Annotated in this window: 17 protein-coding genes and 1 pseudogene; 8 read left to right on the top strand and 10 right to left on the bottom strand. The window is 68.7% G+C overall.

What is annotated here, in order from left to right:
- Positions 1 to 517 (bottom strand): type II toxin-antitoxin system RelE/ParE family toxin (locus EO170_RS12785; protein WP_164741039.1); only part of this gene is annotated, 517 nt, incomplete at its 3' end.
- Positions 504 to 710, bottom strand: a complete 207-nt coding sequence (locus EO170_RS12790) for a hypothetical protein (RefSeq protein WP_126945522.1) — start codon at positions 708 to 710, stop codon at positions 504 to 506. The genes EO170_RS12785 and EO170_RS12790, both read right to left, overlap by 14 nt.
- A 269-nt stretch (positions 711 to 979) precedes the next feature.
- On the opposite strand from EO170_RS12790, the gene EO170_RS12795 reads away from it, so the two are divergent.
- Complete coding sequence (locus EO170_RS12795; protein ID WP_126945525.1) at positions 980 to 1,516, top strand: hypothetical protein; 537 nt, start codon at positions 980 to 982, stop codon at positions 1,514 to 1,516.
- A gap of 42 nt (positions 1,517 to 1,558) precedes the next feature.
- Here the strand turns inward: EO170_RS12795 and EO170_RS12800 are convergent, their stop codons facing one another.
- Together EO170_RS12800 and EO170_RS12805 are read right to left on the bottom strand one after the other, a co-directional pair.
- Positions 1,559 to 2,824, bottom strand: a complete 1,266-nt coding sequence (locus EO170_RS12800) for a phospholipase D-like domain-containing protein (protein WP_164741040.1) — start codon at positions 2,822 to 2,824, stop codon at positions 1,559 to 1,561.
- Between the two features lie 150 nt (positions 2,825 to 2,974).
- Entirely contained in the window at positions 2,975 to 3,814 is an 840-nt protein-coding gene (locus EO170_RS12805; protein WP_126945528.1) for an SDR family oxidoreductase, read from the bottom strand.
- Positions 3,815 to 3,913: 99 nt separating this feature from the next.
- Here EO170_RS12805 and EO170_RS12810 point away from each other — a divergent pair.
- Positions 3,914 to 4,806: pseudogene (locus EO170_RS12810) on the top strand (LysR family transcriptional regulator).
- Between the two features lie 187 nt (positions 4,807 to 4,993).
- Positions 4,994 to 6,355, top strand: coding sequence for an MFS transporter (locus tag EO170_RS12815; protein WP_024939637.1), 1,362 nt, complete (start codon positions 4,994 to 4,996; stop codon positions 6,353 to 6,355).
- Positions 6,356 to 6,589: 234 nt separating this feature from the next.
- Here EO170_RS12815 and EO170_RS12820 read toward each other — a convergent pair whose 3' ends face one another.
- The 5 genes from EO170_RS12820 to EO170_RS12840 form a co-directional block, all read right to left on the bottom strand.
- Entirely contained in the window at positions 6,590 to 8,782 is a 2,193-nt protein-coding gene (locus EO170_RS12820) for an FUSC family protein (RefSeq protein WP_126945531.1), read from the bottom strand.
- Complete coding sequence (locus EO170_RS12825) at positions 8,779 to 10,239, bottom strand: efflux transporter outer membrane subunit (RefSeq protein ID WP_126945534.1); 1,461 nt, start codon at positions 10,237 to 10,239, stop codon at positions 8,779 to 8,781. The genes EO170_RS12820 and EO170_RS12825 overlap by 4 nt, the downstream gene beginning before the upstream one ends.
- Complete coding sequence (locus tag EO170_RS12830; protein ID WP_164740288.1) at positions 10,236 to 11,159, bottom strand: efflux RND transporter periplasmic adaptor subunit; 924 nt, start codon at positions 11,157 to 11,159, stop codon at positions 10,236 to 10,238. Before EO170_RS12830 ends, EO170_RS12825 begins: the two co-directional genes overlap by 4 nt.
- Positions 11,156 to 11,374, bottom strand: coding sequence for a DUF1656 domain-containing protein (locus EO170_RS12835; protein ID WP_126945537.1), 219 nt, complete (start codon positions 11,372 to 11,374; stop codon positions 11,156 to 11,158). Before EO170_RS12835 ends, EO170_RS12830 begins: the two co-directional genes overlap by 4 nt.
- A gap of 94 nt (positions 11,375 to 11,468) precedes the next feature.
- Positions 11,469 to 11,924, bottom strand: a complete 456-nt coding sequence (locus EO170_RS12840) for a MarR family transcriptional regulator (RefSeq protein ID WP_104586048.1) — start codon at positions 11,922 to 11,924, stop codon at positions 11,469 to 11,471.
- Positions 11,925 to 12,054: 130 nt separating this feature from the next.
- Between EO170_RS12840 and folE the strand changes: the two genes are divergently transcribed.
- The 5 genes from folE (at position 12,055) to EO170_RS21770 (ending at position 21,666) form a co-directional block, all read left to right on the top strand.
- Positions 12,055 to 12,657: a GTP cyclohydrolase I FolE gene (gene folE / locus EO170_RS12845; protein WP_126945540.1), complete on the top strand. Its 603-nt coding sequence runs from the start codon at positions 12,055 to 12,057 to the stop codon at positions 12,655 to 12,657.
- 19 nt (positions 12,658 to 12,676) lie between these two features.
- Positions 12,677 to 14,146 carry a DUF3375 domain-containing protein gene (locus tag EO170_RS12850; protein WP_115678171.1) on the top strand — a complete coding sequence of 490 codons (1,470 nt, stop codon included), beginning with the start codon at positions 12,677 to 12,679 and terminating at the stop codon, positions 14,144 to 14,146.
- The gene (locus EO170_RS12855) at positions 14,133 to 14,834 is read left to right on the top strand and encodes a DUF4194 domain-containing protein (protein WP_126945543.1); all 702 of its coding nucleotides are present in this window, start codon (positions 14,133 to 14,135) and stop codon (positions 14,832 to 14,834) included. The genes EO170_RS12850 and EO170_RS12855 overlap by 14 nt, the downstream gene beginning before the upstream one ends.
- Positions 14,835 to 15,249: 415 nt before the next feature.
- On the top strand, positions 15,250 to 19,311 hold the full coding sequence (locus EO170_RS12860) for an SbcC/MukB-like Walker B domain-containing protein (protein WP_126945545.1): 4,062 nt from the start codon (positions 15,250 to 15,252) through the stop codon (positions 19,309 to 19,311).
- Positions 19,312 to 19,497: 186 nt separating this feature from the next.
- Positions 19,498 to 21,666, top strand: coding sequence for a TonB-dependent siderophore receptor (locus EO170_RS21770; RefSeq protein ID WP_241239439.1), 2,169 nt, complete (start codon positions 19,498 to 19,500; stop codon positions 21,664 to 21,666).
- Here EO170_RS21770 and EO170_RS12870 read toward each other — a convergent pair.
- Positions 21,663 to 22,442: a TSUP family transporter gene (locus EO170_RS12870; protein ID WP_181142098.1), complete on the bottom strand. Its 780-nt coding sequence runs from the start codon at positions 22,440 to 22,442 to the stop codon at positions 21,663 to 21,665. The two genes, EO170_RS21770 and EO170_RS12870, sit on opposite strands and share 4 nt — an antisense overlap.
- Between the last annotated feature and the right edge of the window lie 123 nt (positions 22,443 to 22,565).

Raw genomic sequence — 22,565 nt, forward strand, 5'->3', positions numbered from 1 at the left:
GCACGGGCGCGGGCGTTGGCGACGGCGGGGTGGGCGTCGGGGACGGAACCGGCTGGTCGGGCGTGGAAGTGTCGCCGACGAAATCCACCTTGGTGCGGCCACCGCTGGCCGAGCCCTGCGGCGGGGTCATGGTGGGCGTGGAGGCCGACAGCAGGATCAGCAGCATCAGCACATGCAGCAGGGCGCTGATCAGCGCGGCGATCCACGGTTCGATGCGCTCGATCAGCGGCTCGGTGCGCGGCAGCCAGTCCTGCGTCTCCAGGCGGACGTGCAGCAGCTGCAGCGCGTCGTCGCGCACGCGGTAGACCAGCACGTAGGGCGTTTGCCTGACCACCCATTCGCGGGTGCCGGCGACGCGGCCGGCGCGGCCGCGCCCGGGCTGCTCGGCCAGGGTGCGGGTGGCGTCCAGCACCCGCCGCGCCATCGCGGCGGCGGAGGTCGGGCTGAGCGCGTGGTAGTGATCCTGGGCGTGTGCGAGTTGCCTGGCGGCCGGGACGGTCCAGTCACGCCGCAACATCAACGCCCCATCTGGCAAACATTGCCGCCACCTGTGCCGGTGCGACAACCGCGCCCCGATCCGCTGCGGCCATGCCCTCCAGCACGGCGGCCTCGAAGCTGGCGGTGTCCACGACGCGAACCACGTCGTCCCATCCTGCCGTCTCGGGCAGCGTGTCGATCAGCGTATGGGCTTCTTGCTTGATGGCGGACATGGCACTGCGGTGGGGAGCTCTGCCGGCAAGTCTACCCGTGCGGCTCTGGTTCGCGTGTGGCAACGGCTGGCGTGCGGTTGAGGCGTTTATTGGCAGTGGCAGGGAAAGCGGTCCTGCGCGAGGGCTTCTGGTCCGTCGCGATGGCCGGACGTGGCGGCGGCGGCCCGGCCAGGCCGCCTGCGCGCGCAGAAAGTGACACTTGGCACCTTGTTCGCTACCGGGGGCGGTTTCATTCTGCGGTGGTCACCTCACCTCGCAAAGGAATCGCCATGCCCGCTACTGCCATCGCACCGCTGACGCCGTATCTGTCGATGGCGGCCATCGCCTTCCTCTACTACCGGCGCATCCGCCGCAGCTTCGGCCGCCAGCGCTGGAAGCCGGTGAGCACGGCGCTGCGCGCCGTGGTGCTGGTGGTTGCCGCGGCGGCGCTGGCATACGCGGTTTATGGCCTGCCGCAGGTCCGGCCAGGGATCGCCGCGGGAGCGCTGGTCGGCATCGGGCTGGGCGCCGCATCGCTGCGCTACACGCATGCCGAATGGGTGGAGGGACGCGGCTGGTATACGCCCAATCCGTGGATCGGCGGTGGCTTGATGCTGGTGCTGCTCGGGCGCCTGGCCTGGCGCTGGGCCGATGGCGCCTTCAGCGCGGGCGCGGCGGCGGCCGGCACGCAGGCCAGCCCGCTGACGCTGGGCATCGCTGCGGCGCTGGTGCTGTATTCGCTGGTGCATCTGGGCGGGCTGTGGTGGCGGCTGCGCCAGCTGCGGCTGCAGGCTGCGCCGATCGCGGTGCCGCCGCCACTGTCGTGAGGGTCGTCGGGCGCCGCCGCTGCTTGCGGCGTCCGCGCTGCATCACACCTGCGAGCGGAACGGAAGGACCAGCTTCTCGCCCAGCTTCTGCCGCAGCGGCCGCTTGCGCCAGCGCTCCAGCGTGTACGGCTCGGCCCGTTGCAGGTCGCGCTCGAACACCTCGGTCATCTGCGCGGCCAGGTCACGGTCGTAGACGTTCAGGCTGGCCTCGTCGTTGAGGCGGAACGAGCGGATGTCGAAGTTGGTCGAGCCCACCGAGACCAGCAGGCCGTCGATGATCAGCAGCTTGGTGTGCAGCATGGTGGGCAGGAATTCGTGGATGGCGATGCCGGCCTGCAGCAGCGGCTCCCAGCTGGCCTTGGAGGCCAGCCGCACCGAGACCGCATCGATATGCTTGCCCGGCAGCAGCACGCGGATGCGTACGCCACGCGCGCGCGCTTCCAGCAGCGAGCGGGTGATCAGCGCATCGGGGACGAAGTAGGCCGCGGCCAGGTCGATGGAGCTGCGCGCCGCGGCGATGGCGATCAGGTACATCAGGTGCATGCTCTCGCTGCCGCCGGCCGGCGAGGCCACGAACAGCTGCGCGTCGCTGTCGCCGGCCGGTGCCAGCTCCGGGTAGTACTCGGCGCCGTTGAGCACGCGGCCGGTGCTCTTGATCCAGTTGTCGTTGAAGGCGGCCTGCACCTGCGCCACCACCGGGCCTTCGATGCGGTAATGCGAGTCGCGCCAGTGCTCCGGGTCCTGCGCATCGCCCATCCACTGGTCGGCCACGCCCACGCCGCCGGTGAAGCCGATGCGGCCGTCGATCACTAGCAGTTTGCGATGGGTGCGGTTATTGACGCGGTGCAGGTTGTACCAGGTCAGCGGGCGGTAGCGATGCACTTCCACCCCGGCGTCGGTCATGTCCTGCACCAGCGACGCATCCATCTTCAGGCTGCCGCCCCAGTCGATGGTGACGCGCACCTTGACCCCGGCGCGCGCGCGCTCGGACAGCGCCTGGCTGAACTCGCGGCCGATCTCGCCGGACCAGTAGATATAGGTTTCGAAGGTGATGGTGCGCTGCGCGCTGCGGATGGCGGCCAGCATCGCCGGGAAGATCTCGCTGCCGTTATGCAGTACCTGGATCTTGTTGCCGGGCAGGATCGCCGGACCCAGCAACACCGACATCTCGCGCTTGAACTGCGGGTCGGACACGTCGTAGCAATGGCTGGGGATGTGCTCGAGCTTTTTCTCGGGCGTGGCGAAGTTGAGCAGCAGCAGCCCCACCACCAGCGTGGTGACGACCGTGGCCACGATGATCCATGTCATGCATCCAACCCCTGTTCCCCTGCCATCGACGGCCCCAAGCGGCCGGCATTCTGGCAAGCCGGGCGGCATGGGGGCCGTGAAGGGTGGGGCGCCAGCCGCGGATCGGCGCTGGTGACGCAGCAGAACGCGCGCGCTGCAGCGTCGCTGCCTTCATCCGGCGGCAGCCGGGCTGTCGGTGGACAACGCAATGTCGCGCTGGTCTTCCAGCGCAGCCAGCCGCGTGGTCAACGCTTCGCGGATCGCGTGGTAGGCCGCCGTGCCCATGACCAGCCGAAACGGCGGGGGGGATGCCTCGGTGCAGGCGATCATGGCCGCGACCATGCGCTGCGGGTCGCCGACGATGACCCAGCTGCCGTCGTCCAGCGCGCGGCTGAGTGTGTCGACCGGTGTGCCGAGGTAGTCGGACGGGATGTCGGTCCTGACCAGCGAGGCGCCGAAGTTGGTGCGTGCCGGGCCGGGTTCGGCCAGGGTGAAGTGGATGCCGAAGCCGGCCACTTCCTGGGCGGCGGCTTCGATGAAGCCTTCGATGCCCCATTTGCTGGCGTGATACAGGCTGAAGCCGGGGTAGGCGATCTGGCCGCCTTCGGACGACACCTGCACCACGTGCCCGCCACCTTGGCGACGCAGGTGCGGCAGCGCGGCCTGGATCAGCGTGATGGAGCCGATGAGGTTGGTGTCGATGAGATCGCGCACCTGCGCGTCGGTGGCGGCCTCAGCGGCACCGAGCGTGCCGTAGCCGGCGTTGCTGACCAGCACGTCGATCCTGCCCAGGGCCTGGAAGGCCCGGGTGACGGTCTCGCGCACCGCTGCGCTGTCGCGCAGATCCAGCTGCAGGACGGTCAATGCGTCGCCGTGCGCGGCCTGCAGATCGGCAAGCGCTCCTGCGCGCCGCACGGTGGCCGCGACGCGATCGCCGCGCGCCAGCAATGTTTCGACCAGGCCGCGGCCGAAGCCGGAGGATGCGCCTGTGATGAGCCAGGTCTGGGACATGGGGGTGGCCTTTGCGTGGAAGGGAATTCCACTCTAGGCGCGGGGAATTGATGGGTCTATGCCATAGAATCCGAATGAGTTGATGTGAAATAGCCACCAATGCCGAAGCCGACCTTCAATGACCTGGCCGCGTTCACCAGCGTCGCGGTGCATCGCAGCTTTCGGCGTGCGGCCGCCGAGCTGGGGCTGGCACCGTCCTCGCTCAGCCATCTGATCAGCGCGCTGGAACGCAATCTCGGCGTGCGCCTGCTGCATCGAACCACGCGCAGCGTGTCGCTGACCGAAGCAGGCGAACGGCTCTACGCCAAGTTGGTGCCCGCATTGCAGGACGTCGAACAGGCGCTGGGCGAACTGGATGCCTTCCGGAGCGGGCCCACCGGCACGGTGCGCATCAATGCCCCCGAAGTGGTGGTGCGGCTGTTGTTGCAGCAGGTGGTGCCGCAGGTGCTGGCGCGTCATCCGGCGCTGTCGGTGGATCTGGTGAGCGAAGGGCGGCTGGTGGACATCGTGGCGGCCGGCTTCGATGCCGGCATTCGTTTGAGCGAGTCGGTGCCGCAGGACATGATTGCAGTGCCCTTTGGTGGGCAGACGCGTTTCATCGCGGTGGCCGCACCTGCGTATCTGCAGCGTGCCGGCTACCCGGACACGCCGGACGATCTGCATCGCCACGCCTGCATCCGGCATCGCATGCCCAGCGGCAGGCTGTACCGCTGGGAGTTCGAGCGGCGCGGCCAGGAGGTGGCGATCGATGTGCCGGGGCGGCTGACGCTGGACCAGCTCCTGATGATGAGCGAAGCCGCCGAGGCCGGCCTTGGCATCGCCTATGTGCCCGAGCACGCGGCGATGGCGCACTGGCACACGGCACGCTGGTGCGCGTGCTGGAGCAGTGGTGTCCGGCGATTCCGGGACTGGTGCTGTATTACCCGGGGCATCGACAGATTCCGCCCGGGCTGCGCGCATTCATCGAGACGCTCAGGCAGGTGTTGCCGTAGCCGTCGATCGGCATCCAGGGCGGTCACGCCCATGATGGGCCGCAGGCGTCGCGGCCGACTCCGAGCGGGCTCAAGCGCGCGCACCGACGCCGGTTGCGGCACCTGTATATGCGCCGAAATGCTTACATGCGTCACACAAGCACGCACCTATACTTCCCGGGTGTCCCACCCACGAGGTTCTGACTGCATGAGCGCACCCCCAACGTCTCCGATCGCCGCCGGTTCTGGCGCAGCCCCCGGTAGCCTTCGCCGTTCGGTGTCCAATACGCTCAAGGGGTCGGCCGGCAATCTGGTCGAGTGGTACGACGTCTACGTCTACTCGGTGTTTGCCACCTATTTCGAATCGCAGTTCTTCTCCAAGGAAGACAAGAACGCCACGATGTTCGTGTGGGCGATCTTTGCGATGACCTTCCTGATGCGCCCGATCGGTGCGTGGTACTTCGGCCGCTTCGCCGACCGCTACGGCCGCCGCCTGGCGTTGACCATCTCGGTGTCGATGATGGCGCTGTGCTCGTTCGTCATCGCAGTGACGCCGACGGTGGCCACGATCGGCATCGCCGCGCCGATCATCCTGTTGCTGGCGCGCCTGCTGCAGGGCTTTGCCACCGGCGGCGAGTACGGCACTAGCGCCACCTACATGTCCGAGGCGGCCATTCCGGGCCGGCGCGGGTTCCTGTCCTCGTTCCATTACGTCACGCTGGTCGGCGGCCACGTGCTGGCGCAGACCACGCTGCTGGTGATGCTGCATTTCTTCGATGCGCCGCAGGTGTCCGAGTGGGGCTGGCGCGTGGCGTTCGGCCTGGGTGGCATCGGTGCGCTGGTGGTGTTCTGGCTGCGCCAGACCATGGACGAGTCGCTGAGCTCCGAATCCATCGCCGATTCGCGCACCGGCAAGGCCAAGGCGTCGGGCTCGATGCGCGAGCTGTTCGTCAACCAGTGGCGCCCGTTGCTGCTGTGCTTCCTGATCACCGCCGGCGGCACCATCGCGTTCTACACCTATTCGGTCACCGGCCCGAAGATGATCCAGACCGCGTTTGCCGGTGGCGACGTGATGGCCGGCACCATCATCAACCTGGTCGCGCTGACGGTGCTGATGCTGATGCAGCCGGTGGGCGGCTGGCTGTCAGACATCGTCGGGCGCAAGAGCCTGCTGGTGTTCTTCGGCATCGGCGGGGTGCTCTACACCTGGTTCCTGGTGATGGAACTGCCCAAGCAGACCGACTGGCTGACCGCGTTCGCGATCCTCACCGTGGGCTTTGTGATCCTGACCGGCTACACCTCGATCAATGCGGTGGTGAAGGCCGAACTGTTCCCCACCCATGTGCGCGCGCTGGGCGTGGGCCTGGGCTATGCGCTGGCCAACTCCGCCTTTGGCGGCACCGCGCCGCTGCTGTACCAGGCCTCGTTGAAGACCGGCCACGTCAGCGAGTTCGTGATCTACGCAACGGCGGTGATCGCGGTGTCGTTGGTGGTGTACATGTTCTTCCTGACCAACAAGGGCAGCAACTGGCTGGATGACGAAGCGGCGATGCATCAGCGCAAGCGCTGATCTGCTTTGCCCTTCTCCCGTCGGGCGTTGAGCGTCCTTCTCCCTGCGGGAGTTGAGCGTCCTTCTCCCTGCGGGAGAAGGTGCCCGAAGGGCGGATGAGGGGACGGGCGACGCCTCGTGTCATTTACCGCGAGTGGCTTCGCCTCGTCCCTTCACCGCACCCCCCGCGCCCCGGCTCGCGCCAGCCGCGCGGGCGCTCCAGGGCACGCGCACCCGTGGCGCGCAGGCAGTGCCTTATCGCGCCGCAGGGAGAGGGGCCAAGGGCGGCGCGGTACCGGTGTTTCTCTGGGTGTGCGGCGCCGTCTGCGCAAACAAGCTGTAACGCAGCCCGATCAACCCCAGCAGCGCCTCATCGCGATGCGCACCCGCCGGCACCTTGCCGACGCGCGCCAGCGAGGCATCCAGCCGCGCACGCAAGGCATCCGGCGCAGGCAGCGGGCGTTTGTGCGCGATCTGTTGCCGGTAGTGCGCGGCAACATCGACCAGGATCGCGTTCACCGCCTCGATGCTCGGCTGCGGCAAACCGTGCCGCGCGCTGCGCAGTTGCAGGATGTTCAAGCCCACGCGCACTTCGTTGAGCATGTCCACCGAGGCCAGGTCGCTGCCTTCCGGCGTCAGGGCCAGCCGTGGTGCGAGCAGGCCAAGCAGATCCAGCATGCGGGCGGCAAAGTGCTGCCGGTCCTGTGCGCCGCGGCCGTCGGCGGCCTCGGCCAGCGTGCGCCAGCCCTGGCGCACCAGCCGGCGCGCGCTCCATTCGGCACCCACCGAGCGGAACAGCCGCGTCAGCACCACCGCAAATCCAATGCCCAGTACCATCGCCACCGCCGCGTTGACGAAGCTCTGGATATTGGCGTTGTAGGTGTTCTGCAGGCTCAACAGCGCGGTGAGGTTCACCACCAGCGGTAGCGCGATCAGCATGGTCTTTGGGCGGTGCAGCAATGCGCCGATCGGCAGGAACACCGCCGCCAGCACCAGGACCAGCATCGGGAAATCGTGGATGGCCGGGAAGATGCCGAACAGATAGATGCCGGCAACCACGCTGGCCACCACCGCCCAGGCCAGGAACGACAGCATGCTCGGCGCCGGGTCGTCCTGCGCGGCGAAGAATGCGGCGGTCACCGCGGCCATCATCGCGCCGTTGCCGCCGCCTTCCCAGCCGATGCCGATCCACAGCACGCAGTAAGCCATCAGCGCGACGCCCGCGCTCAGGGCGGAAAACGCGACCATGCCGAAATCGATATGGCGGCTGCTGCTGGCAGGTACGGGTGTGTCGGATCGTGACCAACCCAGGCGCCGTCGCAATGACGCTTGCATGCGCGAACGCGTGGCGGGTGCGCCCTGCACCGCCGCGGCTTGCCCGGGTGATTGGGCCGTTGCAGGCTGTCGCGCAGCTCCCGGCATGGCCCGCAGTACCGGCATCGCCGCGCCGTGCACCACTGCCTGCTGCAGCGCGCGGCAGTCCTGCCACAGGTCGAGCAGCTCTTCCAGCCGCAACAGCAGGCTCGCCAGCAGCAGATGTTCGATGTCCTGATCCACCACCGGGCGCAGGGCGGCGATGCGTGCGCGCAAGGCGTCCACGTCCGCATCGCTGGGTGCGTCCTCGCCCTGGTCCACCCAGGCCGCGACATCCTCCAGCAGCGTTGCCGTCTCGGGCGGCAACGCGGACCCATCGCGCTGCAATGCATCCAGCCGGTCGGCCACCGACGACAGCACCGGCAGCAGCATCAGCATGCGTGCGCGCAGTTGCTCCAGCGTGGGGGCGGTGCCGGCATGGCGCGGGTCGTCGTGGCGCACGAAGGCGATCAGCGCCTCGAACTGCACCAGATCGGCGGCCAGCCGGTTGCGCGGTGCCTGCGCTGGGCCGCGCTGCAGCACCTGCTGGCACCATTGCGCGGCGTCGCGCATCCAGTTGCCGATGCGCCCGGTCAGCATCGGCTTGACCGAGGCGGGGAACACCAGCGCGGCGAACAGCACCGCCATCACCGTGCCCAGGATGATCTCCTCGCTGCGCGCCACCACGGTGTCGAAGATGCCTTCCGGCGCGGTCACCGCCGGGAAGCCGATGAAGGCGGTGGTGTAGCCGGCCAGCAGAAACGCATAGCCGCGCGGGCCGCGATTAAGCAGCGCCAGGAACAGGCAGGCCGACAGCCACAGCGCCATCGCCGCACTGAGCAGCAACGGCGTTTCCACCAGGTTCGGCAGCATCACCAGGGTCGCCGCGCCGGCCAGCAAGGTGCCGAGCACGCGGTACACGCCCTTGGCGCGGGTGGGGCCGAGCAGCGGCTGGGAGACGATGTAGACCGTGGCCATCGCCCAGTACGGCCGCGACAGATTGCCGGCCAGCCCCACGTACAACGCCGCGATCGAGGCGGCGAAGGTCTTGGCCGAAAACAGCCAGGCCTGGCGGTCGCGCAGCAGCGCGCTCATCGCGCGGCCGTGGCGTCGGTGCGGCCGGCGGTCGCTTCCCAACCGCCGCCCAGCGCCAGGAACAGCTGCAGTTGATCCTGCGAGACCTGCGCCTGCGCATTGGCCAGCGTCATGTCGGCGGTGGCCAGCGTGCGCTCGGCATCCAGGCTGGACAGATACGGCGTGCGCCCACCCTGATACAGGCGCCGGTTCTGCGCCGACGCCAGCTCGGCCTGTTGCTGCGCCTGCTCCAGCAGGTGCAGGCGGTCCAGGTCCTGCGCATAGCGCGACAAGCTGGTCTGCACTTCGCGCAGCGCCTGCAGCACGGTGTGGTCGAACTGCGCCAGCGCCGCGTCGGCGCCGGCCTCGGTGGCGCGCACGCGCGCACGCGCACCGCTGGAGGGCAGCGTCCAGGAGATCAGCGGGCCGAACGACCAGGCATGCGTGGCCGGCTCGCCGACATCGGCCAGCAGGCCGGTGGCACCGATCGAGCCGCCCAGGCGGATCTCCGGATACAGCTCTGCAGTGGCCACGCCGATGCGCGCGGTGGCTGCCGCCAGCCGACGTTCGGCCTGGCGCACATCCGGGCGACGCGCCAGCAGCGCGCGGCCGTTGCCGATCGGAATCGGTTGCTGCAAGGCCGGCGCGTGCGCACAGCTGTCCACGCCGGCCGGCACCTCGCCGGGCGTCTTGCCGAGCAGCGCGGCCAGTTGATACCCGGCGGCCTGGCGGCGCGCGCGCAGCGGCGGCAGCGCCGCTTCCAGCATCGCCACCTGTGCGGTGGCGCGGGCCAGATCGGGGGGGGTGCCACGGCCGGCAGCGATCAGGCGCTGGGTGATGTCGCGGCTGCGCTGCTGCAACTGCAGCGAATGCTCGGCCACGTGCAGCTCGTGGTTGGCGTGGCAGATCTCCACGTAGCTGCCGGCGACCTGCGCGGCCACGTTGACGCGCGCCAGATCGATCGCGGCCTGGGCGACCTGCGTATCGGCCTGCGCGGCCTCGGCGCCGCGTTGCAGCTTGCCGAACAGATCGAACTGATACGACACCCCGAGCTTGCCATCGGCCAGGTTGAACACGGGCAGCTTTTCCTGCTGCAGGAACGCCTCGGCCGAGACCTGCGCGCGGCTGACGCCGGCGTCCACCTCGTAATCGAAACCGCCCGCGTCCAGCGCCTGTTCGTACACCGCGGCGGCGCGGCGCAGGTTGGCGCCGGCCACCTTCAACTCGACGTTGTCGCGCAAGGCCTGTTCGATCAGGCGGTCCAGCATCGGGTCCTGATACAGCGCCCACCAGCGTGCCGGCAGCGGCGCGCCGGCCTGCACCTGGGCGTTGCCGGTGTCGACAAACGCCGCGTTGGCGGCCGGACGCTGGTAGGCCGAATCGTCCGGCACGGCATAGTTCGGGCCGACCGTGCTGCATGCGCTCAGGGCGCTCAGCACTGCAGCCAATCCCACAGGACGCAAGACGCTGCGGTTCATGGCGCGGCCTTGGCCTGCACGCGGGCAGGCGCGCTGGCGGCAGCGTCACGCACGGCGTCCGGCAGGATGCTCACGGTGGCGGTGCGCCCGGCGATCAGCTGCACATGCGCCGGCACCTGGTCCAGCACGATGCGTACCGGGATGCGCTGCGCCAGCCGCACCCAGTCGAACGCCGGGGTGACGTTGGGCAAGGCGCCGGCGCTGCCGCTGCGATAACGGTCCTCGATCCCGGCGGCGATGCTCTGCACATGCCCGTGCAAGGTGGCCGGCTCGCCCATCAGGTGCACGTCCACGCGCTGGCCGGCATGCACGCCCTGCAGGCGGGTCTCCTCGAAATAGCCATCGACGCGGAACGAGCCGGTATCCAGCACCGCCACCACCGGGCGCCCGGCACTGACGTAATCGCCCACGCGCACGGTGCGGTCGCTGATGTGGCCGTCGGCGGGGCTGCGCACCTGGGTGCGGTCCAGATTGAGCTGGGCCAGGTCCACCGCCGCTTGCGCGGTGGCCACCGCCGCCTGCGCCTTTTGCACATTGGAGCGGCGTACCTCGGCATCTTCGGCGGCGACCAGGTCCTGCAGGCTGCGGTCGCGCGCGATCTCGCGGCGCAACTGGCTCAAGGTGGCCTGGCGCTCGGCCAGCGCGGCGCGCGCCTGTTCCAGCGCGATCGCATAGCGTGCGCGGTCCACCACGAACAGCAACTGCCCGCGCGTCACCGCCTGGTTATCGGCCACCGCCACCTGCTCCACCAGCCCGGACACATCCGGCGCCACCTGCACCACATCGGCGCCCACGTGCGCATCGCGCGTCCACGGCGCCTCCATGTAATAACGCCACAGGTGCTGCAGCACCACCGCGGCCACCACCACCATCGCCAGGGTCAGCAGCGCCGGCCCCGCGGTCTTGATCAGCTTTTTCACGATTGCATCCAACGGGTCAGGGAAAACAGGCCACCCAGCAGCGCGATGTACAGCGCCAGGTTTAACAGCGCCGGGTGCCAGATGTGCCGGTAGGCGCCGGCCCGGGCCAGCAGCGCACCGATGGCGCTGTTGAGCAGGTAGGCCAGCGTCATCAACGCCAGCAAGGTGGGAACGAACACACCGTAGAGACTGAATTCGCCGTACATCGGGCACATCCTGGGTAAGGAAAACAACGACGCCCGGCGCCGCGCGCGCCAGGGACATCGGCAAGGCACTACACGCGTCGCAGCACGACGCCTTACAACTGGCTCAGTCGGACCCACTCAGCCGCGCATGCGCCTGCGCGATCTGCTCCCACAGGGTCAGCACCACCTGCACCTGCGCTTCGCTGAGCGTGCCGAACACCTCCGCACGCAGTGCATCCAGGCGGATCTCGATGCGCCCGACCAGCGCCTGGCCTGCATCGGTGAGCCACAGCTGGTTGGCGCGGCGGTCGCTGCTGTCGGCCTGCCGGCGCACCAATGCCTGCGCGCACAGCTTGTCCAGCAGCCGCACCAGGGAGGGGCCTTCCATGCCCAGTTGCTGGGCCAGCGCCACCTGGCGGATACCGCCGCCGGAGCGGCCGATCATCAGCAACGGCCCGGTGCAGGCGCTGGACAGCCCGAAGTCGGCAAATGCCTGGTCGGCCAGCCGCTGCCATTGGCGGGCGGCGACCAGCAGGCCGGAGCTGAGCTGGGCACGGGAGGAGAGAACGCTGTTCGTCATAATAGATAGGATGCTATCAATTCAACAATGAATCAATAGTCACTGAACCTGCGCAAGCCGGCGCAACCGCCACTGGGGCGGCCGGCCCGTCCTCGGGTACCATGCTCGCCCCCTTTGGGTGCACCTGCGCATGAGCCAGTCCGACCAGCCCGATTCCCCCGTCACCCAGGCCCAGGCCGAAGATGCCGTGCGCACCCTGCTGCGCTGGGCCGGCGAAGACCCGGCCCGCGAAGGCCTGCTGGATACCCCGCGCCGGGTTGCCGAGGCCTATGGCGACTGGTTCAGCGGCTACCGCGAGGAACCGCGCGAATACCTGGAACGCACCTTCGAGGAAGTGGCCGGCTACGACGAGCTGATCGTGCTGCGCGACATCTCCTACGAAAGCCATTGCGAGCACCACATGGCGCCGATCATCGGCAAGGTGCACGTGGGCTATCTGCCGCGAGGCAAGGTGGTCGGCATCAGCAAGCTGGCGCGCGTGGTGGAAAGCTATGCGCGGCGCTTCCAGGTGCAGGAAAAGATGACCGCGCAGATCGCCCAGTGCATCCAGGACGTGCTGCTGCCGCGCGGCGTCGGCGTGGTGGTGGAAGGCGCGCACGAATGCATGACCACCCGCGGCATCCACAAGCGCGGCGTCAGCATGGTGACCTCCAAGATGCTGGGCAGCTTCCGCGAGGACGCGCGCACCCGCGCCGAATTCCTGCAGTTCATCGAAGTGGGCGGCAAGCGTTGAGGCAGCCGTTGCCGTCGCCATGAAGCACCAGGCACGCATCGCCGGCTATCGCCAATTGCGCGAGCAGCCGGTGTGGAAACTGCTGGCCGCCGACCACGCGCCGGAGCTGATCGGCCTGCTGCAGACGGTGTTGCTGGACGGCGAACGCCGCCTGCCCGCGGGCGTGCTGCACGAGCGCCTGCAGCGCCAGCTCGACGTGCTGCGCGCCGACGAACTCTCGCGCGAGTTGCCGCGCACCGCGCAGGCCTATCTGGCGCATTGGCTGGCACAGGGCTGGCTGGAACGTCGCCTGCCCGAAGGTGCAGCCGAAGAAGAATACGAGCTGTCGCGCGCGGCCACCCAGGCCATCCGCTTCATCGTCGGCCTGCGCGAGAGCAGCAGCAGCGCCACCGAAAGCCGCCTGTCGCTGGTGATCCAGCAGCTGGTGCAGCTGGCTGGGCAGACCGAAGCCGATCCGGAGCTGCGCCTGGCCGCCCTGCGCGACGAACGTGCGCGCATCGATGCCGAGATCGAACGCGTGGCGTCGGGCCGCGTGGCCGCACTCGACGGCAAGCGCGCGCTGGAGCGCGCCCGCGACCTGATCCATCTGTCCGACGAGCTGGCCGAGGATTTCCATCGCGTCCGCGACGATTTCGAACAGCTCAACCGCCAGTTCCGCGAGCGCATCATCGACGACGAAGGCGCGCGCGGCGATGTGCTGGAGCAGCTGTTCAACGGCGTGGACGTGATCGCCGAGAGCGAGGCCGGGCGCACCTTCGAGGCGTTCTGGAGCCTGCTCAACGACACCCAGCAAAGCAGCCAGCTCGATCAGGCGCTGGATGCGCTGCTGGCACGCGGCTTCGCCCGCAAGCTGGACCGGCGCGAGCGCGCCTTCCTGCGCGGCTTGACCGGCACGCTGCTGGAGCGCGGCGGCGAGGTGCACACGGTGATGCAGCACTTCGCGCGCAGCCTGCGCGGTTTCGTGCAGAGCCGCGGCTATCTGGAACAGCGCCGGCTCAATCAATTGCTCAGGCAGGCGCAGGGCGAAGCCCTGCAGCTGCGCGACAGCCTGCACGCCACCGCCGCCACCGGCTACACGCAGGCGTTGAGCGCTGCCCGCCTGCGGTCGCTGTCGCAATGGCGCCTGCACGACCCGCGCCTGACCCAGGTCGATGGCCGCGTGCAGGCCGCCGATGCGGCGGACATCTCGCTCGACAGCGTGGGCGATCTGGTCGCGCAATCGGAGATCGACGTGCGCAGCCTGCGCCGCGACCTGCACGAGCTGCTCGGTCAACGCCCGCGCCTGACCATCGGCGATGCGCTGCAGCAGCGCCCGGCCGTGCAGGGCCTGGGCAGCGTGATCGGCTACCTGTCGCTGGGCACCCGCCACGGCGTGGTGATCGACGGACAGATGGAAACGGTGCAATGGGAAGGCGGCGACGGCGCGCTGCGGCGCGCACGCATTCCGCTGGTGTGGTTCACCCGGGAGAAACGCAATGAACTGGTCTGAGGACACCCGCCTGGATGCGGACGAGGACACGGGCGCGTCGGCCGATGCCGGCCGCACGCCGCTGACGGAGCCATCGCCTGCACAGCCGCGCGGCGAGCTGTTCCTGGGCGACACCGGCACGCTGCCGTTCGACGCGCGGCGCGCGCTGTGCCAGCTGCTGGCCGGCCCCAGCATCGACGCGCAACGCCACGGTGCGCTGTGGCCTGCGCTGTTGCGCAACGAAGCGCCGATCCGCCAGGTGTTGTGCGAGCTGTTCCTGGAACTGGTGCTGGACCGCGAGGGCGGGGTGGCCTTCACGCGCCAGGCCGATACCGCCGAGCTGGAATCGCCGACCCTGCTGCGCAGCGCGCCGCTGACCTTTATCGAGTCGGTGCTGCTGCTGTTCCTGCGCCAGCAACTGGCCGAGGCCGATACGCGCGGCGAGCGTGCAGTGGTGGACGAGGCACAGCTGGTGGAGGCCTTGTCGGTCTACGAGAAGAATGTGTCCACCGACCGCGCGGGATTCGCGCGACGGGTGATGACGGCGATCGGCAAGATGCGCGACAACCAGTTGCTGTCGCGCCTGCGCGGCAGCGAGGAGCGCTACGAGGTTTCGCCGGTGCTGAAGCTGTTGTTCTCGGCCGAGGACGTGCAGGCCCTGGTGGTGGCGTATCGGGAGTTGCGAGAGGGGGAGGTTGCGTTGGAGTGATGGCGTCTGCACCCCGCACGGCCATCCCTTCTCCCACCGGGAGAAGGTGCCCGAAGGGCGGATGAGGGGACGGCCGATCGCGATGCCTGGATGTGACCTCTGGAGTGTGTGTGTAGCCGTGCGTCATGCATTGCGCGATGAAAGTCAGCTCTCACGCCCCGTCAAGCGCAAGTGACTTTCTTCATGGGCGGCACGGAGCCATCAGCTTCCCGCGCATCGGTCAGCACCCGCTCTCGTCACGCATCCGTGTCCATCCAGATCATTGCGCCGCGTAGGAGCGGCCCGGGCCGCGAGGGACGTACCCGATCACCGTCAGCCACCGCAGTCCATGCTTGTCCAGCAACACCCCGCTTCAAACATGCGTGATGTGATTCGTCCTCAGCGTTACCCGTCATCCCGTTTTGGTGAGTGAGCCATGAATTCCCAGTCCAACCTGTCGCCGGCGCAGCCGGGCGCGTCCCTGTTCACTGATTCGCTTGCCGAGCAGCGCGCGCAGCAGTTCCGCATGCGGCGGTTGCAGGTGCACAACTGGGGCACGTTCAATGGCCTGACCGAGGTGCCGATCGCCGAGAAGGGCTTCCTGTTCGTCGGGCGCTCCGGCTCGGGCAAGTCGACCCTGCTGGATGCGATGTCGGCACTGCTGACCCCGCCCAGCATCGTCGACTTCAACGCTGCCGCACGCGAGGCCGAGCGCAGTGGGCGCGATCGCAGCCTGGTGTCGTATGTGCGTGGTGCCTGGGCCGATCAGCAGGACAGCGCCTCGGGCGAAATCGCCACCCAATACCTGCGCAAGGGCGCCACCTGGTCTGCGCTGGTGCTGGAGTACCGCAACGCGCATGGCGAGACGGTCAGCCTGATTCGCCTGTTCTGGATCGCCGGCAGCGGCAATGCCGCGGCCGATGTGCGCCGTCATTACATGGTGGCGCCGCGCAGCTTCGATGTGGCCAGCGAGCTGGATGGCTTCGACCTGGATCTGCGCAAGCTCAAGGCGCGTCTGGGCGAGGAGGTTGCGCATTTCGACGGCTTCGCCGGCTACGCGGAGCGTTTCCGGCATGTGCTGGGCATCGGCAACGAGATGGCGTTGCGGTTGCTGCACAAGACCCAGTCGGCCAAGAACCTGGGCGATCTCAACGTGTTCCTGCGCGGCTTCATGCTGGACGAGCCGCGCACGTTCGAGGCCGCCGACCGGCTGGTGGAAGACTTCGCCGAACTCGATGGCGCCCATCATGCGGTGGTCACCGCACGGCGCCAGGTGGAAACGCTGAGCCCGGCACGCGAACACCATGCGGCACTGATGGCCTTGCGCCACAGCGTCGGTGAGCTGCGCGAGCTGCAGCTGGGTGTGGACAGCTATCGCGAACAGCAGCGTCTGGCCTTGCTGGAGACGCGCCTGCAGGAGCTCGACAGCCAGGACCGCGGATTGGCCGGCGAGGAAGGCCAGCGGCGCGAATCGCTGGACAATCACGAACAGAAGCTGGCCGGGCTGGAACGCGAACAACGCGCCGCCGGTGGCGAGCAGATCGAGGAACTGGAGCGCGAGCGCGCACGGGTCGAACGCGAGCGCGACGAGCGTCTGCGGCGGCGCGCGCAGATCGAGCAGGCCTGCCGCCAGCTCGGCACGGCCCTGGCCGCAGGCGCCAGCGGCTTTGCCGCCCAGGTAGAGCATGCCCAGACCGTGCTCGAGAACGGCAAGCACGACGCCAGCGCGCTGGATGAGGCGATTGCCGAGCGCATGGGTGCGCGCCGCGACGACGAGCGACGCTTTGCCGAGATCCGCGCCGAACTGGAGGCGTTGAAGCGCGCACCGTCGAGCATGCCGGCGCCGATGCAGTCCTTGCGTGCGCGCCTGTGCGAGGACACCGGTATTGCCGAAGCCGCGCTGCCGTTCGTTGGCGAACTGGTGCAGGTGCGCGAGGATCAATCAGCCTGGCGCGGTGCGATCGAGCGCGTGCTGAGCGGTTTCGCGCAGTCGCTGCTGGTGGATGACCGGCATTACGCGCAGGTCAGCGAGTGGGTCAACCGCACCCACATCGGCACGCGGTTGGTGTACTTCCGGGTGCGTCGCAACGATGCGCTGCATGCGCGCGCGCCGGATGCACGTGCATTGCCTGGCAAGCTGCAGCTGCGCGAGCATGCCTTTACCGAGTGGCTGCGCAACGAGCTGATGCGCCGCTTCGACTACGAATGCGTCGACAACGCCGCCGCGTTGCGCAATGCCGACCGCGCCATCACCCGCGAAGGGCAGGTCAAGCATCCGGGCGATCGCTATGAGAAGGACGACCGCCACGCGGTCAACGACCGCAAGCGCTGGTTGCTGGGTCACGACAACCGCGACAAGCTCAAGGTGTTCGAGCGCGAAGCGCAGACGCTGGCCCAGCGCATCGCCGGTTGCGATGCCGACGTGGCCGCGCTGCGCAAGCAACGCGAACAGGACCAGGAACGGCAGCTGGCCGCGCACACGCTGGTGGAGCGCGACTGGGACGAGATCGATGTCGGCCCCAAGCTGCAGCGCCTGAGCGATATCGACGAACAGCTGCAGCAGCTGCGCGAAGGCAACAGCGGCCTGCGCGCACTTGGCCAGGCGATCGAGACCGCACGCACCCTGCGCGACCAGGCCAAGCGCACCTACGAGGACGTGCGGCTGGAGCGCGCACAGCTGGCGCGCGAGCGGGTCCGGCTCGAACAGCAGCACGCCGCCTGCGCCAGCCGTGCGGGCACCGCCGCGCTCACGCCCACCCAGCTGCAGGGCCTGCGCGAACGCCTGGCGGCGCTGGCCCCGCTGTCGCTGGACAACCTGGAAGCGCATTTCCGCGTGGTCGAGCGTGGCCTGGCCGAGCAACTGGCCGAGAGCCAGGGCCGCGACAGCCGGCTCAGCGCGCAGCTGCTCGATTGCTTCCGCAAGTACTGCCAGCAGTGGCCGGAAGACAGCGGCGATTTCACCGTGAGCCTGGCCAGTGCCGACGATTTCCTCGCGCGGCTGGACCGGCTGGAAAGCGATGGCCTGCCGCGCCACGAGCACCGCTTCTTCGACCTGCTGCAGACCCAGAGCAAGAACAATCTGCTCGCCCTGCAGCGCCACACCGCCGAGGCCCACAAGGGCATCAAGCAGCGCATGGACGAGGTCAACGCCAGCCTGGAGCAGGTGCCGTTCAATCGCGGCACGCTGCTGACCATCGAGGTCAGCGACCGTCGCCTGAGCGAAGTGCAGGACTTCCAGCAACAGCTGCGTGCGGTGCTGTCGCATCAACAGACCGAAGACCGCGCACTGGCCGAAGCGCAGTTTTCCACCTTGCGCGCGTTGGTGGCACGCCTGGGCGCGCAGGAACCGGACGCACGCCGCTGGCGCGAGCAGGTGCTGGACGTGCGCCTGCATGTGGAATTCATCGGTGTCGAACTGGACGCACAGACCCGCGCGCAGGTGGAGATCTACCGCAGCGGCGCCGGCAAGTCCGGCGGTCAACGCCAGAAGCTGGCAACCACCTGCCTGGCCGCTGCGTTGCGCTACCAGCTCGGCGGCGAAGACGGCGAACTGCCGCGCTATTGCGCGGTGGTGCTGGACGAGGCCTTCGACAAGGCCGACAACGAATTCACTGCGCTGGCAATGAACATCTTCGAGAACTTCGGTTTCCAGATGGTGGTGGCCACGCCGCTGAAGTCAGTGATGACGCTGGAGCCCTTCATCGGCGGTGCCTGCTTCGTGGAGATCAGCGGCCGGCACAACTCCGGCGTGCTGTTGATCGAATACGACGCGCAGGCGCAGCGACTCCAGTTGCCCGAGCGCTCGCGTGGGGACGAGGCTGGTGCAGCGGTGACGGAGCAGGCGGTGGGCACCGCGCAGCCCGAGGATGCAGCGCGTTCGACGCAGAGCCAGGCGCAGGTGGACGGCTCCGGTGCGGATTCTGGCGATGAGGGTGTGCCACTTCAGGAAGCCCCTGCCCAGGACGACCTGGCCGCCAAGGCGAGCAAACGCGCCAGCAAGGTCACGCCGGCATCCGCGCCGGCGGTGCAAGCCGCGCCGACGTCTTCGAAAACTGTGGCGTCCAGCGAACGTGCGGGATCACCCCGGTCGGCATCTGCAAAGACCGCAGCGGCCAGGGCCGCCTCAGCCAAACCTGCATCAGCCAAACCTGCCTCAGCCCGGCGTGCCTCGCCTGCCGCGAGCACGCCGCGCAAGCCGGCAACCCCGACCAAAGCCGCCAAGACGCCGGCAACCACCAGGGCGGCCTCCCGGCGCACGAGCGCGTCGGTCCAGCCGACCACCAAGCCTGGGAAAACCGCGACGCCCACGGCAGCGCCGAAGACGCCTGCTTCCAGGCCTGCGGTAGCGAGCAAACGCGCCAGCACGGGGCTCCGTGGTGCAACCAAGGCAACCGCGGCGCGCGGCGCCGCCAGGCCCGCGCCAGCCAAAACGGCAGTGGCCAAGGCGCGCCCTGCGCCAACGCGCGGGTCTGCGGGCAAGCCGCGCGGAAAACGCTAAGCGCGCTGCTCGGGAAGCCTGCCTCACCGCGCTGCGGTCGCAGGCGTCGCGGGGCAGGCGCATCGCAACGCGTCACACGCAGATAAGAATCGTTATCATTAGCGGCCCGGATGTGCTCGCCAGTGTGCGCATCGCCCTGCTGAAGATCCCGATGACCCCACTGCCGCGCCTCGCCACCTGTTGTTCGTGTCCCTGTTTGCTGCATTGCCGGCCTCCGCCCAGGAGGCCAGCCTGCTCGATGCCATCGTGGTCAGCGAAAAGCGTGCCCTGTACCGGCCGGAAAAAGCCGCCGGCGCTACCCGCACGCAGACGCCGGTGGAGCGCATTCCGCAGGCGATCCAGGTGGTGCCGCGTTCGGTCATCGACGAACAGCAGCTCACCCGGCTGGTGGATGTGGTGGCCAATGTCTCCAACGTGCAGCCCGGCGGCACCCAGGGCAATCGCTCGGAAACCTTCGTCATCCGCGGTTTCGAGGCGTCTTCGTATGCGGTCGACGGCATCCTGCTCAACCCGGCGCAGAACTTCACCGAGACCGTGCGCGATCTGGCCAATGTCGCCCAGGTGGAAGTGCTCAAGGGCCCGGCGGCGGTGCTGTACGGGCGCGGCGAACCCGGCGGGGTGATCAATCTGGTCACGCTGCGCCCGGACGCGGTGTTTGGCGGCAATGCATCGGTGCAGGTGGCCGAACACGGCCTGCGCCGCGTGCAGTCCAGCGTCACCGGCCCGCTGGGCCCGACCGTGTCGGCACGGCTCAGCGCCGCCGCGCAGGAGACCGGCAGCTTCCAGGACGCGCAGGCCGATGGCGATCGCGTGTTCGTCTCGCCCTCGTTGGCGTGGCGGCCGTCCGCGCAGCTGCGGGCCGACCTGGATCTGGAATACACCCGCCAGACCAGCCCGGGCGATCGCGGCCTGGTCGCCATCGACGGGGTGGTGCGTGGCCCGGCGCAGCGCAGCTTCGGCGAGTCGCCCTCGTTGGCGTGGCGGCCGTCCGCGCAGCTGCGGGCCGACCTGGATCTGGAATACACCCGCCAGACCAGCCCGGGCGATCGCGGCCTGGTCGCCATCGACGGGGTGGTGCGTGGGCCGGCGCAGCGCAGCTTCGGCGAGCCGTGGTCGCGCAATCACGGCAGCGCGACCACGGCACGCGGCCGCATCGAGTACGACGCCACCGACTGGCTGACGCTGCGCCAGATCCTCAATCACCAGGACGGCGACAGCGGCCGCGACGTGGCCGACTTCACCGGCTTCAGCGCCGACCGCGCCTTCCTGCAGCGCCGCGCCGTGCGCCAGGACCAGCAGGTGCGCGCAACGACCTCGCAGACCGAAGCGCTGGCGCGTTTTGCCACCGGCCCGCTGCGCCATCAGGTGCTGGCCGGTGCCGAGTACGTCGATGCGCATCGCCACACCGACGAAGCGCGCGCGCCGCTGGCCCGCATCAGCGTGCGCACTCCGGTGCAGGGCGCCTTGCCGGGCACCTATGTGCCGGCCCGCGACATCGACGTCGATGCGCGCTATGCCGCGCTGTACCTGCAGGACCAGATCAGCATCGGCGAGCGTTGGGACGTGCTGGCCGGCGTGCGCTGGGACGATGTGCAGCAGACCACCATCGACAACGGCGCGCGCACCCGCGAGGACGGCCGACGCGCCTCGCCGCGCATCGGGGTGGTGTGGAAGGCGGCGCCGCAGTTGTCGCTGTACGCCAACACCTCCACCTCGTTTCGCCCGCGCAGCGCCACGCTGTTTTCCGGCGGCAGCGCGCCACCGGAGACCGGCCGCCAGTACGAGGTCGGCCTGAAGGGCGCGCTGTTGGACAACCGGGTGCTTGCCACCGCCGCCGCGTTCCAGATCACCAAGGACAACGTCGCCAGCAACGATCCGGACAACAGCGGCTTCGTGCTGGTCACCGGCCAGCAACGCGTGCGCGGGCTGGAGCTGGACATCACCGGCGAGCTCACCCAGAACTGGCGCCTGATCCTGGGCGCCGGTTATCTGGACGCGCAGGTCACCCGCGACACCGTCATCCCGGTCGGCAACCGCCTGCGCGGCGTGCCGCGCGTCAGTGCCAGCCTATGGAGCACCTACCACGTCGCCAGCGGGCCGCTGTATGGCCTGACCCTGGGCGCCGGCGCGGTGCATGTGGGCGAGCGCGAAGGCAATCTCGCCAACAGTTACCGCATTGCCGGCTACACGCGCTTCGATGCGTCGGCGGCGTACCGCTTTGGCGGCCGTTACCAACTGGCGCTGATGCTGCGCAATGTCGCCAACCGGTTCTACATCGAGCAGCCGGTGACGCAGACCACCAACTATCCAGGCGCGCCGCGCACCTTGTCGGCGACGCTGAGCGTGGATTTCTAAACGCCGTGCAGCAGATCCCAGCCCATCTTGCCGATCAGCACGATCACCAGCACCAGGAACAAGGTGCGGATCAGCGGCGTGCCACCGCGTAGTGCCATCCGTGTGCCGGCGACCGCACCGGCCACGTTGGCCACCGCCATCGGAATGCCGGTCGCCAGCATCACCTGGCCGCTGGGCAGGAAGAACGACAGTGCCGCCAGGTTGGTGGCCAGGTTCACCACCTTGGCCGCGGCCGAGGCGCGCAGAAAGTCCAGCCCGAAAAAGCGGATGAACAGGAAGATCAGGAAACTGCCGGTGCCGGGGCCGAAGAACCCGTCGTAGAACCCGATCGCCGCGCCCATCACCAATGCAGTTGCCAGTTCGCGCCGGCCGATCTGGCGTGGGCGATGCAGCGCACCGAAGTCCTTCTTGATCAGCGTGTAGATCAGCATCGCGATCAGCAGCGCCAGGATCAGCGGCCGCACTGCCTGCCTGGGCATCAGGCTGACTGCGGTCGCGCCGAGAAACGAGAACGTAAACGCCGCCACCGTGGCGTACAGCACCGGCCGCCACGGAAAGCGCACGTTGCGCGCATAGCGCCAGGCCGATGCAGCGGTGCCGAACATCGCACTGAACTTGTTGGTGCCCAGAATCAGCGACGGCGCCTGCTGCGGCAGGGTCGCAAACAGTCCCGGCAGCTGGATCAAGCCACCGCCGCCGACCGCCGCATCCACCAGCCCGGCGACGAAGGCGATGCACAGCAGCCACGGCAACTCGGTGGGAATCAGGTCCAGCAAGGCGGCGCTCCGCACGACGGGGGCGACAGCATAAACGCGCAGAAACCCCGTTCCCCACTTCTCACTTCCCTACTTCCCTACTTCCACTTCCCACTTCCCACTTCCCACTTCCCACTTCCCGCA

It is taken from the genome of Xanthomonas sp. BRIP62409, assembly GCF_003992965.1.
Classification (GTDB): Bacteria; Pseudomonadota; Gammaproteobacteria; order Xanthomonadales; family Xanthomonadaceae; genus Xanthomonas; species Xanthomonas euroxanthea.

Bases quoted from the DNA above. Each gene is read 5' to 3' on its own strand.
- EO170_RS12800 (WP_164741040.1), bottom strand. From the start codon at position 2,824: ATGACATGGATCATCGTGGCCACGGTCGTCACCACGCTGGTGGTGGGG.
- EO170_RS12815 (WP_024939637.1), top strand. From the start codon at position 4,994: ATGAGCGCACCCCCAACGTCTCCGATCGCCGCCGGTTCTGGCGCAGCC.
- EO170_RS12795 (WP_126945525.1), top strand. From the start codon at position 980: ATGCCCGCTACTGCCATCGCACCGCTGACGCCGTATCTGTCGATGGCG.
- EO170_RS12860 (WP_126945545.1), top strand. From the start codon at position 15,250: ATGAATTCCCAGTCCAACCTGTCGCCGGCGCAGCCGGGCGCGTCCCTG.
- EO170_RS12850 (WP_115678171.1), top strand. From the start codon at position 12,677: ATGAAGCACCAGGCACGCATCGCCGGCTATCGCCAATTGCGCGAGCAG.
- EO170_RS12820 (WP_126945531.1), bottom strand. From the start codon at position 8,782: ATGAGCGCGCTGCTGCGCGACCGCCAGGCCTGGCTGTTTTCGGCCAAG.
- EO170_RS12825 (WP_126945534.1), bottom strand. From the start codon at position 10,239: ATGAACCGCAGCGTCTTGCGTCCTGTGGGATTGGCTGCAGTGCTGAGC.
- EO170_RS12840 (WP_104586048.1), bottom strand. From the start codon at position 11,924: ATGACGAACAGCGTTCTCTCCTCCCGTGCCCAGCTCAGCTCCGGCCTG.
- EO170_RS12805 (WP_126945528.1), bottom strand. From the start codon at position 3,814: ATGTCCCAGACCTGGCTCATCACAGGCGCATCCTCCGGCTTCGGCCGC.
- EO170_RS12835 (WP_126945537.1), bottom strand. From the start codon at position 11,374: ATGTGCCCGATGTACGGCGAATTCAGTCTCTACGGTGTGTTCGTTCCC.
- EO170_RS12855 (WP_126945543.1), top strand. From the start codon at position 14,133: ATGAACTGGTCTGAGGACACCCGCCTGGATGCGGACGAGGACACGGGC.
- folE (WP_126945540.1), top strand. From the start codon at position 12,055: ATGAGCCAGTCCGACCAGCCCGATTCCCCCGTCACCCAGGCCCAGGCC.
- EO170_RS12790 (WP_126945522.1), bottom strand. From the start codon at position 710: ATGTCCGCCATCAAGCAAGAAGCCCATACGCTGATCGACACGCTGCCC.